This window comes from Arthrobacter sp. ISL-28 (assembly GCF_018613875.1).
Classification (GTDB): Bacteria; Actinomycetota; Actinomycetes; order Actinomycetales; family Micrococcaceae; genus Arthrobacter.
Genome location: NZ_JAGGPJ010000057.1, coordinates 1 through 13228, shown reverse-complemented (window position 1 = coordinate 13228; position 13228 = coordinate 1). Strand labels below are relative to the sequence as shown.

The window sequence follows — 13228 nt, the reverse complement described above, 5'->3', positions numbered from 1 at the left end:
TCGGCGCCCGCAATCATTGCGCCGGCCGCGGCGTAGGCGTCGTCGGGGAAGGACGATGACTCCCCCGCACCTTTCTCGACTACGATGTCGTAGCCCAGCTCCGCCAGTTGTCTGACCGTGGCGGGAGTCGCCGCCACTCTTGTTTCAAGGCCTAACTCGGCCACGATCCCGATACATGTCATGTTGTGCTTCACTCTCTCATTTCATTCGATGCCGTGGTTTGCCCTGCGCAAGGTGTCCAGGACGGGTTGGTCCCGGCCCACCGGAGCAGGCCATCTGGTGGAGATGGTGTTGGCGGCGGATCCATTAGCGCCGTCGCTGTGCTTATAAACCAGGAGGCGTCCCGGGGCCTGAGAGGGTCGCACTTCATGGCTGCTACTGGATCCCCGGTGGCATCCGTGGTCATCATGAAGACCTTGGCCGATCTCCTGAACTCTTGTGCCATCTCCGACCCATCTCCTACGGATCAAACACTTCATCCGCAGGTCCCGGATCTGTTGACTCTCGCCCCCAATAAGCGAGAGTCAATCGTCGCGGCGGCACCTCACTCCAGCAGACGCAGCGAACTGAGCAATGCGCAGCCGGGCGAGCTCCGCCCGTCCCGTAAGCTGAGCAACTCGGCGCCTGGGCAGTGGGTCAGCGGGTGCCGCACCCTGCTCTGGCGGTGTCATGCCGCCGAAAGGCAGCTCTGGGTAAGAGATGGTCATGCCGTTGACGAACACGGCACCTGCCTGGAGTTCACGGACCGCGCGGTCGACCTCGTCGGTGTCGGTGCTCCAGAACGCCGAGCCCAGACCGAACTCGAGGCCGTTGGCGATCTTGAGGGCCTCATTGAGATCTGCTGCCGGGTAGAGGGAGGACAGGGCTCCTGGCCTGGCGGCAGGCGGGCGGGCGGGGTTAGCTGATAGGTCGAATTGGGGCCGCCCAGCTGCGGTAGGCCCCCTGTCGGTGCCATGGACTTTGACGGGGCTGATTCGTCGTGACGATGCAACTGTGTTGAACTTGGGACGGGCTAGCTCCCGGCCCGTCCGCGGGTCGACAGCATCATCGACCAGCTGGCCAGTGCCAGTGTTGGGAAGGAAGCTCATGGCAGCAACGTACAAGATCGGATACTTGGTCGGGAGCCCGGCCAGCGGCTCATTCAGCGGGACGCTGGGTGGTGCCATTTTTCAGGGTTTGTTGGGACGCACTCGATGATGAGCGACGACAGCAATAAAACAGGGCTGCCCTGGGCCAGGGAGTCCATTGTGGATCTTCCAGACCGGCCCCAAGCCTTCTATAACGCACTCCTCACGGAGCACTTTGTGCTGCAATCTGCCCGGGGGATCACAGTGTCCGAATCCAGCAGCCGCGCTTCTCTGTACTTGATGACACTGTCGAGCTCGTTGGTCGCGTTTGGTTTTCTAGCCCAGACTCCATTTGCATTCGGGTTCTTAAGTGTGATGATCCCTGTCATCGTCACTCTCGGGTTTTTCACTTACGAGCGACTTATACAGACGTCTCTGGAAGACGTCGCGGCACTCTATTCCATACAGCGAATCCGCCGTTACTACGCCAAATTGCTCCCCGGCGGGGAGGAATTCTTTCCAGCTCCACACGGCAAGCACGCTCTCAACGAACTGTTGGACATCGGGACGCGCGGATCGTGGCGCGGTGTCTTTTTCACAATGTCTACCGCCATCGCGGTAGTGAACTGTATCGTCGCCGGGGCGGGCGTTTCTGTACTCACTGCTTCTATGGGCCTCCCTGAGGTCGGAGCCATCGCAGCGGGTGGCAGCTTCGGACTTCTCCTCGGCGTTCTACTCGCCATGCACCAAATACGGCAATACAACCGGATGATAGGACTACTCGTAGCAGAGCATCGTCCCGTCCCATAGTCCAGCGCTGCCAAAAGAGTCGCTCTTTACAAGTCCTGAGTGCCCCGTCAGGCGTGTCCGTGAACACGGTCCCGGCATCTGAGCCGTCGTTGAGAGCGCGGACGCCTTCGGCGGCAAGTGCCTGCTTGATGGGTCGGTGGGGGCGACATCGTCATGGATCAGGGCGACGTTGATGCCCGCTGTGAAGTTTTCCGCTTCAGGTCGTTCCCTGGCCGAGGCGATCACCATGAGCTTCCTCGCCCAAGGCGTTCGATCTCTCCAGTGAGGTGCTTAGCTGCGTTGCCGGCGCCGAACAGCACCCGCCGGCTCAATTGTGTGCTCAAATTTCAGTCCCACGCCCACTTCCCTCACCGCTTGTAGACGCGGTCGACGGCGGCCAGGTGCCCGGGCCGGATCGGTGAGGAGTGCTGCTGGTACTCCGGGTGACGGCGTATCCAACTCATGATGTAGGGGCAGACGGGGATGATGGTCAGCCCGGCGGCGATGGTGTCGTCCAGTGCATGCTTGGCCAGAACGGAGGCGAGGCCCTTGCCGGCGTAGGCGTCGCTGACTTCGGTGTGGTAGAAAATCCGTTCCCTGTCGTCCGAGCTGCTGGCGGGCACGTACTCGGTCTTGCCGATGGCGGTCTCCCCGTCGACGAGCTCGTAGCAGTGGTTATTGGGGGCGTGCCGGACGGTGATGCATTTTTGCAGTTCCATGGAAACTCCTGGTGGTTGGTTGCTAGCCGCGGGGCCGCAGCAGGGCATTGGGCAGGACAGGCGCGGGCAGCGGGGCGGGGGTTCCTTGGGGGAACGGACCCAAGCGCTACGGGGCCCCATCGGGGTAGGCGCCATCGCCGGGCGGGGGTGCGGGTTTCCGCACCGATTTCCGCCTGCCACGCTGCACGGCAGGCGACGACTTCCTCGTGCGTCCGTCCGATGAAGAAAGTTCCACCACATAACGATCTGCTCCCCCAAAGGTTCCCCACCGAGAATGAGCATCCTTACCGGGGTGTCCCGGGCTTCCAGGACCAGACGGGACTGCCGGTGGGCAGACAGGCCGGCCAGGCCGGTGTGCGGGTGCCATGCCACCCTCATGCCGCCGGAGGAGGAGACGAGGTCCGGGCCGTAGTGGTCCAGGAAGCACCAGGAACCGATGAGGCTGCGCTTTTTCTGGGGCAGGCCGGCGAACGGGGCATGGCACGGGACCCCCAGGGGAACTTCACGCAGGGGCAGGAATTCGATGCCTTCGGGCTGCCCGTCCTCGCCACAGAGTGTTTCCTGGGGGACGGTTTCCAGGTTACTCATAACAGTGGTTGCATTGCACGGGTCTTTCGCTAGCCATGGGAGAACAACACGTTCATCGCCCAAATCTTTCATGGGCTCCCAGCATATTTGGGTCGCTGACAGTCTGGGCTGCGCCCAGGAACCAGGATGTCTGCCCCGCGGTCGCGAAGCTGAAGTTCCACGGTCACGGCGCGCACGGTGGATCGCAAAGACTTCGAAAGATGTGCCCCAGAACCAGGAGATTCGAACCCCTGACTTCTTCTCAGAGAGATCACTGTTTTCATTGGTTGCCGAGGCCTTGCGCTGTGTTGCTGACTGCGGAATCTGGCCGTTTTGGTGCTGCTGAACGTCCATGACATGTCACCGTTTTTTCTCATTTCCGTGGGGTAAACGTGTGGCAGACATGGACCAGGATCGGCGACGCATCAGTTCTTGGAGGGAACCGGTTCTCCGACCGTCTTCGCAAATGGCCGTCACAGCGAGGAGCCACCTTCTCATTCAAACTGTTGAGCCCCGCATTAGGACCAATCGCTTTTACATGCCCCCGGAAATTGCGCTCTGCAGGCTGGGAATCAAGGGGTTTTGCCTGTCAACCGACAATGGCATACCAAGCCGCACCGCTTTCCTTCGTGGGCTGTGGTTGATCCCGGTGGTCTTTCTTGGAGGGGTCAGGGGCGCTGGGAAACGCAGTCGCTCACTGTTGGTAGCGTCCTGCTGGCACCGGCGGCCGGGCTTGGTGTCAACAGAGATTCATGTCCGCGAAGGCACGGGGAATTTGGTGGCTGGCGGCAGGCGCCGCCAGCTTGCAGACTTGCAGGTTGTGTTCTCGCCGTCGAGGAGAAGGCGACCTTCGCTGGACGGCGTGTCCATGTTCTCCTGCCCCGCGGGCAAGTTTGTCAACTAGCATTGCGACTCCAACTTCTGTTTTCTTTGCATTTGGAGGTCCAAGGCACACTCGGGGCGGACCCGGTGTGGGGCGTTCGGTATCGGTTTCAGGGGTTGGTAGCTGCCGGAGTCTTACCTGCCGCTAGCAGCCTTCAGGTGCGAGGACGATGTCGAAGCGGGTGCGGGTCCAGGCCCGGTCCCCGAGGTCGCGCCCGTCGGGGGTAGGAGTACCGGGGGCCTGTTGTTCGAAGGCCTTGATGAGGGAGTCCTTAACGCCGAACACGGAGTCCCCGATCTCGATTTGCGGGTCGCCCTCGACGAAGATGTGGGTGACCAGGGTGCGTTTGCCCCGCGCGGTGACCATGAAGTGCAGATGCGAGGCCCGCACGGGGGATCGGTGCACGGCCTCGAGCATCTTGCCCACTGGCCCGTCGTGCGGGATCGGGTACGGGGTGGGGGTTAGGCCCCAGAACCGGTAGTTTCCATCCGCGTCGGCGTAAAGATGCGCCCGGCCGGCGATGCGCCCGTCAGCGTACTGGGCATCATAAAATCCGTCTTCGTCAGCCTCCCAGACTTCGATTCTGGCACCCGGGAGGGGGTTGCCGTCGGTGCCTGTGACGGTGCCTTCCACCCAGCAGGGCTGCCCGTTCGCGCCGCCGGCGATGTCCCCGCCCAAGGGGATTTCCGGTGCGTCGGCGGCGAAGAAGGGCCCGAAGACGGTGGCCTCGGTCGCGTTGCCAACCGCCTCGTTGTTCACCGCCACGGTCATCATGGACGCGCCGAGCACGTCCGAGAGCAGGATGAATTCCTGGCGCTTGTCGTCGGTGATGTGGCCGGCCTCGGTCAGGAACGCGATCGCAGAGTTCCATTCGGCCTCGGTCAGGCGCACCTCGCGGATGAACGCGTGTAGGTGCTTCACCAAGGACTGCATCAGGGTGCGCAGTCGCGGGTTCTCGCAGCCGTCGAAGCTGGCGATGACCTGGTCGGTGAGCTGCCGCTCGATTTCAGCCTGCTCGGCTGAGACGCCATTGCTGGCGGCGCCGGTATTGATAGTCGTCATTGTGGTCTCCAAGAAGTCAGATGTCGGCGAGGGCCTTGGGGTCCTCGCCAGCGGTGGCGGCGGCGAGCAGGGCGGTGAGGTTCCCGACGGTCACCCTCCGCGGATTGCTGGCCGGGATAGTCGGCAGCGCGATCTCCACAGCCTCGGCGATGTTGGCGTCGGTGAAGCCGTAATCGGCCAGTGCGCGCGGCGCGTCCAAGGTCTCGCGCAGGGCCTGCAGGCCGTCCAGTGCGCCGGAGGTGCCGAACGCGGCGCCAGCGCGTGCTTCTGCCTCGGGCGCGGCCGGGGCGTTGAAGGCAAGTACATAGGGCAGCACGGTGGCGTGGGTCTGGGCGTGCGGCAGGTTGAAGGTGCCCCCCAGCACGTGGCAGATTTTGTGGTGCATCCCGGACCCGGCCGAGGCGAACGCGACCGCGGACAGGTACGCCCCGTAGAGGGCCTGCTCCCGGCCCTCCAAGCCCTGAGGGTCGGCCTTAATAGCCGGCAGTCCGGCGTTCAGGGCGCGGATACCCTCGGCGGCCAGCGCTGCGTTGATCGGATCCGCCCGCGGCCCCCAAAGCGAGTCGATGCAGTGGGCCATCCCGTTCAGCCCGCTGGCAGTGCTCATGTCCACCGGCAGCGAGAGGGTCAGGCCCGCGTCGTAGACCACCGACACCGGCAGGACTTTATCATCTACCCCGGTGGTCTTCCGGGCGGCTTCTGTCAGGCCCCAGACGTTAGTCGCCTCGGAACCGGCATAGGTGGTCGGCACGGCCACGATAGGGATCCCTGTGGTCAGCGCCACCGCCTTGGCCAGGCCGGTAGTCGAGCCCCCACCTACACACACCAGCAGGTCGATGTCGTCTTCGGCCGCGGCCGCCCGGGCAGCCTCGGCCTTCTCCACCGGCACGTGCATCACGACGTCGTGCCAGCGCAGTACGGGGGAAATTCCGGCACACACGATATCTGCGATCGCCCCCTCGAATTCCGAGGCGATGACCATGACCCTCCGGGCGCCCAGCCGGGAGACCTCTGCCGCAAGGTGTTCGGCGGCCTTCCCGGAGCCGAACAGCACGCGCTGCCCCAAGGTCACATGCTCAAAAACCAAAGACATTTCTTTACTCGCTTCTGCTAAGGATGGCGGCTACGGCGTCGCGCAGCTCGGTTTCTGGGTCTGCCGGCAGGGTATGGGAACGCCAGCCGATGTGCTTGTCCGGGCGGACCAGTATGGCGCCGTCCTCGGCAACTTCCCGCAGACTGGCCCAGTCGAAGTACAGGTCAGTGATTTCCCGGCCCGGCCCGATCACCACGGTGTTCATCCGGACACCCAGCTGGTCGCCGACCTTCCGCACGGCCGTCGCCCACTCCTCGCCGGTGATTCCGGTGAACAGGGTGAATTCGCCGTAGATGGCAAGATCGTGGGTTGAGTACTTGTGCCTGCTGTCGCCGACCCAGGCATGCGGCAGACGGCCACCGGGATGCGTGGTCGGCTGGTAGTACAGTTCCGGGTCGCGCACCGGTTCCGGCTTGACTGTTCCGTCTCCGACGACCGCGCTGGAGACGTAGTGCTGTCCGAGCTCCACCCCGTGGGCGTTGAACTCGTAGTTCTTCAGCTCCATGGCATCCCGTATGGCCGCGCGCTTGGCGGCACCTTCCGGTGTGGCATGCTTGCGGGACTCGATCAGTGCGAGCATTTCCTCGGCGGTTTCGGCTTGGTCGACGCCCAGGGCTTGGAAGAGCTTGCCGAATTCGCGGGCGGATTTATTGGCGCGGGTGACGATCTGCCGGGCCACGGGGGCACGCTCCCCGGAGTAGGTCTCCAGCAGCTGCTCCCCGGCCTGGCCTGCCACGACCGCCGCGATCTTCCAGGCAAGGTTGTACGAGTCCTGGATGGACGTGTTGGAACCCAAACCGTTGCTCGGCGGGTGCCGGTGGGCAGCGTCTCCAGCGATGAAGACCCGGCCTGACTGCATCCGCGTGGCATACATCTCGTTGTTGCCCCACAGCGAGATGCCGGTGATCTCGACATCGAGGTCCGGGACACCGATCAGGTTGCGCACGATCTGGCGCGCGTCCTCCTGGCTGACCTCCGGAACGCCCTCGCTGATGTCGAAACCCCACACTATGAGCCATTCGTTCCAGGGCCGGATCATCCGGACCAGTCCAGCACCAATCCCGCCGATATTCGAGCCAGGCTGGACCACCCAGTACAGCACGGACGGCCGGTGCCCGACGAGCTCCGCGATGTCCGCCTTGAAAGTGATGTTCATCGATCCGGCGATGTCCATCTGTCCCTCGTAGGGCAGGTCGAGGTCCGCTGCGACCTTAGAACGGGCACCGTCCGCGCCGATCAAATACTTGGCCCGAATGGTGTATTCCGTGCCAAGGAGCCGGTTAAGCACGCGCACGCTCACGCCGTCCTGATCCTGGGTGTGGGAGAGGTACTCTGTGGAGAACTGCGCCTGGGTGCCGCGCATTGTCGCGTTCTTCACCAGAATAGGTTCGAGGTAAGTCTGCGGGATGTCGCAGTTGAGCGACGGTGAGGCCAGTTCATAATCGGCGTGGCGGGCCGGGTGGTTGCCCCAGGTCAGAATCCGTCCGATCTCCTCCCCCGCGATTGAGGTGCAGAAGACCGTGTCCCCGATCATCCGGTGCGGGGTGGCATCCGCCAATACCTGCTCCTCGATGCCAAGGTCCCGGAAGATCTCCATGGTCCGCTGGTTCGTGATGTGAGCCCGCGGCGTGTTCGCGGTCCAGCGATATTTGGTGATCATGATGTTCGAAACACCCAGCGAGGACAGGAACAGCGCGGCAGACGAACCGGCCGGGCCGGAGCCGACGATGAGAACATCTGTCTCGACGACGGCAGAATCCGGGGTCTCGGTCTCGGCGACCCCGTCATTGAAAATCACCATGTTATACGCTCCACTTCGAGTTGCCGGTCTTGTTCCGGACGACTGCTATGAAGTGTTCCAGTTCACTTCGGCTTCCAGTGGAGTGGCGGCAATCACGGCGGAAAAAGGCAAAAACTCGGCGGATCCAGATAAAAAATCACGTCATCGTCCGCTCGTACGTCAATCTCGGGTGACTTCCCGCATTGAATCCCTCCTGGCAGCAGGCATTGCGAGGGAAATCAGCTAACGGTCCGAGGCCGGATGGAACCTCCTCGGTCCTGCAGAGGCGGAATGCCGAACTTTTGCTTATATGTGCGGGAGAAGTGTGCCTGCGAGGCGAAACCCTGCTGCAGCGCCAAGGTGCCCAGCGGCAGCCGCCCGCCGCCGGGAGAGAGCAGCAGCCGGCGTGCCGCCTCCAGCCTGGCGTCCAGTATGGCACGCGGCACGCTGGTGCCCGCCTCGGCAAAGATCCGAGACAGCTGGCGTTCGGATATGCCGACAACGGCCGCAATCCGCCCGGCAGTCAGCCCGGGGTCCGCAGAGTGGGTGCTTATGAATGCCCGGGCAGCAGTCAACTGGCCGGCCGGTCCGCTGCCGGTGCCGAGGGCGGCCGAGAGCAGTTCCAGGGTCGCTGCCTCCAGTCCCTCCCAGTCGGCGGTGGGGCCAGCAAGCGCCGCTGACAGCGCGGAAGCCAGCGCGCCGGCGTGGATCGAACCGTCGGCTCCACTGAAGCCGAAGACCTTCGGCCGGTTCAGGCCGGAGTGCCCGGTGAGCTCGCTGAACGTGCGGCGGGGGACCTTCAGCGCCAGTTCCTTCAGCCCATGCGAGAAGCCCCGCATGAACGGCTGGTCCGCGTCATAGATCACTGCTTGGCCGGGCTTGAGGATTTCGCAGCCGTCCCTGTGGTAGAAGAAGCCCTCCCCCTCCAGCGTGAAGTAGGCGACCACTGATTCAGCCGGATGCCTGGCTATTTCGCGCGCCGAACGTTCCACCACGTGGGGATTGCCCCACACCTGGGCGAACTGAAGCCGGGGCAGGTTGAGGTTCAGCTCGGTAGCCTCCAACACACCGTCGGTAAGCGTGCGGGCCTGCAGTCCGACTAAAGCGCGGGCATTGTGCTCTTCCCAAAGCGCGATCCGTTGCGCTCCGGGCAGTCCCATCGTTGAGAACCGGGTCAAACCATGGGCGCGCGCACCGGGTGTGGCCTGCGTCATAGTCACCAGTGTACGTGGGACGAGGTACCCGAAGAAAACGTGCAGGACCTTCATGAGATCTTCGATTGCCATTGTCCCGGAATGAGACAGTCCGGTCCCGGATCGGGACAGCCACGGCTGCCTCGGTGTGGCTAGTGTCATTGCAACGTCGGCAGGACCGGCAAACAAGGACAGCATGAGGAGTGCACCGTGAACACAAAAAACGTCGCCCCCCGCGGCTCATCCCGCCCGGCAACTCCCGACGCCGGTTTCGACGCCGTCGCTGATATCGTCGTCGCCGGAGGCGGAGCAGGCGGACTGCCCGCCGCCCTGTTTGCCCGTTGGCAGGGCAACGACGTCATCCTGCTCGACAAGGCCCCGCAGTTGGGTGGCACCGCCAACAAGGCCGCCTTCTGGTATTGGGTGCCTAACAACAGGCCTATGCGGGAGGCTGGCATCGTGGACGAGGAGGCGGCGTTCCTGCGTTATGTTGCCAGGCTCTCCCGCCCGCAGTCCTACGATCCGGACAGCCCGACTCTCGGCAAGGCGCAATGGGAATTCGACGCCTATCGTGCCTTCTACCGCACCGCATCGGAGGCCGCCGAGCTGCTGGCCGAGCGTGACGCGCTGACCTACCGTCCGTGCCATGAGGTGCCGGACTACTGGTCGCAAATTCCCGAAGACGAGGCGGCCAAGGGCCGCGTCCTCGTGCCTGCCGGCGCGCGAGAGTCTATGGCCGACGGGGGAAAAGTGGCCGTGGCCTCGTTAAGCAAGGCGGCGTACCGTGACGGCGTCAGCGTGCGGCTCTCCCACCGTGTCCAGCGCCTGGTGATCGACGGCGGCAGGGTGGTAGGCGTCGAGGCCACCACGCCAGAGGGACGAACGGTCCGCGTCGGGGCTCGCAAGGCAGTTGTCTTCGCCACTGGCGGCTTCACCCACGATCCGGAACTGCGTTACAACTTCCTCAACGTCCCCGCCTACGGCGGCTGCGGTGCCAGCACAAATGAGGGCGACATCATCCGGATCACCTCCCGGTCAGGCGTTCAGCTGCGGAACATGAACTATGCGTGGATGTGCCCTATCCCGCTGGAAAAGGCGCTGTGCAGGGATCCGGAGATGTCCGGCATGTTCTCCGTTGCCGGGGATTCGATGATCTTCGTCAACAAGGCCGGGCAGCGCACTGTCAACGAGAAGTTGCCATACAACGAACTTGCCCAGCATTTCTTCAAATGGGACCCCGAGAAGGCCGAGTATCCGAATCTGGTCATGATCCAGCTCTGGGACCAGCGCTCCCAAGATCATTCAGCCAGCGACGAGTATGGCCGGCTGATCGTCCCGGCCGGGCAGCCGGATGACCACGTGATCAGGGGCGGAACCCTCGAAGAACTGGCAGCCAACATCGCCGCTCGGCTTGATTCAGTCAAGGCTCACACAGGCGCATTCACCCTCGAACCGAACTTCCTGGACAACCTGCGCGCCAGCCTCGGACGCTTCAACTCTTTCGCCAACGCCGGTGTGGACGAGGATTTCAACCGGGGCGGCCATCCCATCCAGTTCGTCTTCAACGGCCCGGTCAAGGATGATGCGGACAATCCGAACGTAACCATGGCGCCAATTTCCTCCAACGGCCCCTACTACGCAGCGCTGGTAACCGGGGGAACCTTGGACACCAAGGGCGGGCCACGGACAAATGTGCAGGGCCAGATAGTCGACGTCGAGGACGAGCCCATTCCCGGCCTCTACGGCGTCGGCAACTGCACCGCTTCGGCGTCGGCCTCGGCCTACTGGGCTGGCGGGGCGACCATCGGCCCGATCATCTCCCAGGCTTACTGTGCAGCCAACGCGGCGAATGCGGAGACCCCGGTAGCGCTCGAGCCCGTCGCCGTCTGAATTTCAACCCCACCACCTCAAGGAGGACAGCATGGCCTTGGCCAAGCAGACAATGACCGACGAGCAACGCAAATCCGTGGCGCTGGAGTACCTGAAGGCCTTCGACAACGGTGGCGTTACCTCGGACGGTGGCAGCATCCTGGACCTGTTCAGCACAGATGCCCAGGTGTACTTCCCCAAATGGGGCATCGCCAACGGCCACGAGGAGATCGGCAAGCTATTCGGCGACGTCGGAGGGCCGCTCAAGTCCATCCGGCACGACTATGCAACTTTCAACTGGATCTTCTCTGGCAGCGACACCATCGTGGCCGAGGGCACCAGTTATGGCGAGCACCGGGACGGCCCGTGGCGCGCGGGCGTTCCGGACTCGGGCGCAGGCCGCTGGTGCGATGTCTTCGAGATCCGGGATTGGAAAATCACCCGGGTGTTCATTTATCTAGACCCTGACTACGCCGGCCAGGACACTGCGCGATACACCTGGCTGGGCGAGAAGTAGGAGCAGGCAACAGAGGTGGCGCAGGCCGCCGTCACCGGTGGCGGCCAAGCTTTCGGTACAGCGTGGCGCGGCCGATGCCGAGCAGGCGCGCCGCTTCGCTCATATTGCCCCCGGCCGAGGCGATCGCCCGTTCGATCGCCTCGGCCTCCGACTGCTGCAGGAGCCCGCCCGGGCGGGCATGACCGCGAATCGCGCTCGGCAACTCTGCCGGGCCAATCAGCGGTACCGTCGGCAGCCCGTCCATGACGGCAGCGAATTCGGTCAGGTTTCCAGGCCAAGGATAGTCCAGTAGCAGGCTCCTGGCCGCTGCCTCCAAGGCGAAGGGGCGCCCCGACCAGGCGTGCCCACGGACGGCGGCGGCCAGCATCGATTCCAGGCCACGGCGTCGTTCGCGCAGGGACGGGACCTCCAGCCGCACGGCCCCAAGCTGTTCGTGGCCGCGGACATCGTCGTCGTTCGCGCTCAAAAAGGCGGCACATCCGGGGTGCCGGCCGGCGAGCAGGGTCTGCAACGCCAGCAGGGCAGGAGCGGAGAGGGCAAATACATGACGGATGACCACGGAACCAGGGACGGCCAGCGCCTCGCTCGCCCGCTGCAGCCAGGATCCACTGCCGTACAGCTGCTCCAGCGGGGCGTGTAGGATCCGAACACGCAAAGACAGGGGCTCTCCGCGGCCGGCCGCGAGTCCGGTTTTGCCGCTTCCTGGCTCTCCGGTGACCAGTCCCAGACCGCCTACCTGGCGGATGCGGCCAGCCTGGACCTGAAGCTCGGGCCACAGCGGGAACGCCGGTTCCGTGGCCCGGCTGTAGCCCGGAACCGGTTCCGCGTCCGGCTGCCGGGAGCCCGCGAAGACCTGCCGGCTCAGCCCGGCCATTAGCCCGTTGAGCACCGGTAGCAGCGAGGGGGCGTCGTCTGACACCATGCCGGCGACGGCCACCACGCCCAGGATGCGGCCCGTGAACGGGTCCCGGACCGGGGCACCGGCACAGGCCATGGACACATACAACTCGGCCACATGCTCGGAGCGGCGAATCTCCACCGACCGTCGCGCCGCCAATGGCGTTCCCAGCCCGTTGGTGCCTACGGTGGCTTCGGACAGGACGGCCCCTGGCACGGAATTGACCCGGTCTAGAGCGGAGGCCAGTCGGTATTCGGCGCACCAGCGGGACAGGATTGCCCCATTGCTGTCGGCCAGCAGCAGCGACAGTCCGGTGTCCTGCAGGGTTTGCGCGTAGTAGTCCAACGGGTCAGACAGCAGGCGCTCCAGGCTGCGGTCAAGACTTGCAGCCGGGACGGCGGGAGGAGCGGCTTGGTCTGGGAGCACTCCCATAGCCTTGCTGCGGTGCCATGATTCCAGCAGGTCGGCGCGGATACCGGGGCTGGCCAAGCCGGTCTCGAAAAATTCGACGCGCTGGCGCTCTAGGGCGGATAGAGCTTCCAATGACATCCGCCTCGATTCAAGCATTGTGATGCCTCATATCATCAGGACGTCAGTGGGAACTTGTCAATGTTCCGGGTTGGTCATGGAGATGGCCGACACCGGTACCCGCTCCCCTGCTGATCTTTGCCGGAGTTAAGTTGGCCCGGTCTTGGTGACCCCGGCCGGGCAGGGGCATGCTAGGTCCCGGCGGAGGAAGCGGACTCTGTTGCCCCTGCCTTACGCGTATCCAGCCCTGCTGCGACGCGTCC

General features: G+C 64.1%; 10 protein-coding genes and 1 pseudogene. 3 read left to right on the top strand and 8 right to left on the bottom strand.

What is annotated here, in order from left to right; all coding sequences use genetic code 11:
* Positions 1-182: pseudogene (locus J7E80_RS23305) on the bottom strand (NAD(P)(+) transhydrogenase (Re/Si-specific) subunit alpha); the annotation flags it as partial.
* Positions 183-524: 342 nt separating this feature from the next.
* Positions 525-1166 (bottom strand): aldehyde dehydrogenase family protein, encoded by a 642-nt coding sequence (locus J7E80_RS23300; protein ID WP_215054572.1) that lies wholly within the window; start codon positions 1164-1166, stop codon positions 525-527.
* A 27-nt stretch (positions 1167-1193) separates the two neighbouring features.
* On the opposite strand from J7E80_RS23300, the gene J7E80_RS23295 reads away from it, so the two are divergent.
* A complete protein-coding gene (locus J7E80_RS23295; protein ID WP_215054571.1) occupies positions 1194-1877 on the top strand; it encodes a hypothetical protein in 684 nt (227 codons plus the stop codon).
* A 347-nt stretch (positions 1878-2224) separates the two neighbouring features.
* Here the strand turns inward: J7E80_RS23295 and J7E80_RS23290 are convergent, their stop codons facing one another.
* The 5 genes from J7E80_RS23290 to J7E80_RS23265 form a co-directional block, all read right to left on the bottom strand.
* On the bottom strand, positions 2225-2575 hold the full coding sequence (locus J7E80_RS23290) for a GNAT family N-acetyltransferase (RefSeq protein WP_215054570.1): 351 nt from the start codon (positions 2573-2575) through the stop codon (positions 2225-2227).
* Between the two features lie 1594 nt (positions 2576-4169).
* Positions 4170-5087, bottom strand: coding sequence for an intradiol ring-cleavage dioxygenase (locus J7E80_RS23280; RefSeq protein WP_215054569.1), 918 nt, complete (start codon positions 5085-5087; stop codon positions 4170-4172).
* Positions 5088-5103: 16 nt separating this feature from the next.
* The gene (locus tag J7E80_RS23275; RefSeq protein WP_215054568.1) at positions 5104-6180 is read right to left on the bottom strand and encodes a maleylacetate reductase; all 1077 of its coding nucleotides are present in this window, start codon (positions 6178-6180) and stop codon (positions 5104-5106) included.
* Between the two features lie 4 nt (positions 6181-6184).
* On the bottom strand, positions 6185-7981 hold the full coding sequence (locus tag J7E80_RS23270; RefSeq protein WP_215054567.1) for an FAD-dependent monooxygenase: 1797 nt from the start codon (positions 7979-7981) through the stop codon (positions 6185-6187).
* 218 nt (positions 7982-8199) lie between these two features.
* Positions 8200-9246 carry a helix-turn-helix domain-containing protein gene (locus J7E80_RS23265; RefSeq protein WP_251037291.1) on the bottom strand — a complete coding sequence of 349 codons (1047 nt, stop codon included), beginning with the start codon at positions 9244-9246 and terminating at the stop codon, positions 8200-8202.
* Between the two features lie 117 nt (positions 9247-9363).
* On the opposite strand from J7E80_RS23265, the gene J7E80_RS23260 reads away from it, so the two are divergent.
* Entirely contained in the window at positions 9364-11043 is a 1680-nt protein-coding gene (locus J7E80_RS23260) for an FAD-dependent oxidoreductase (protein WP_215054566.1), read from the top strand.
* A gap of 31 nt (positions 11044-11074) precedes the next feature.
* On the top strand, positions 11075-11539 hold the full coding sequence (locus J7E80_RS23255) for a nuclear transport factor 2 family protein (RefSeq protein ID WP_215054565.1): 465 nt from the start codon (positions 11075-11077) through the stop codon (positions 11537-11539).
* Positions 11540-11570: 31 nt separating this feature from the next.
* On the opposite strand, the gene J7E80_RS23250 is transcribed toward J7E80_RS23255, so the two are convergent.
* Complete coding sequence (locus tag J7E80_RS23250) at positions 11571-12980, bottom strand: helix-turn-helix domain-containing protein (RefSeq protein WP_215054564.1); 1410 nt, start codon at positions 12978-12980, stop codon at positions 11571-11573.
* Between the last annotated feature and the right edge of the window lie 248 nt (positions 12981-13228).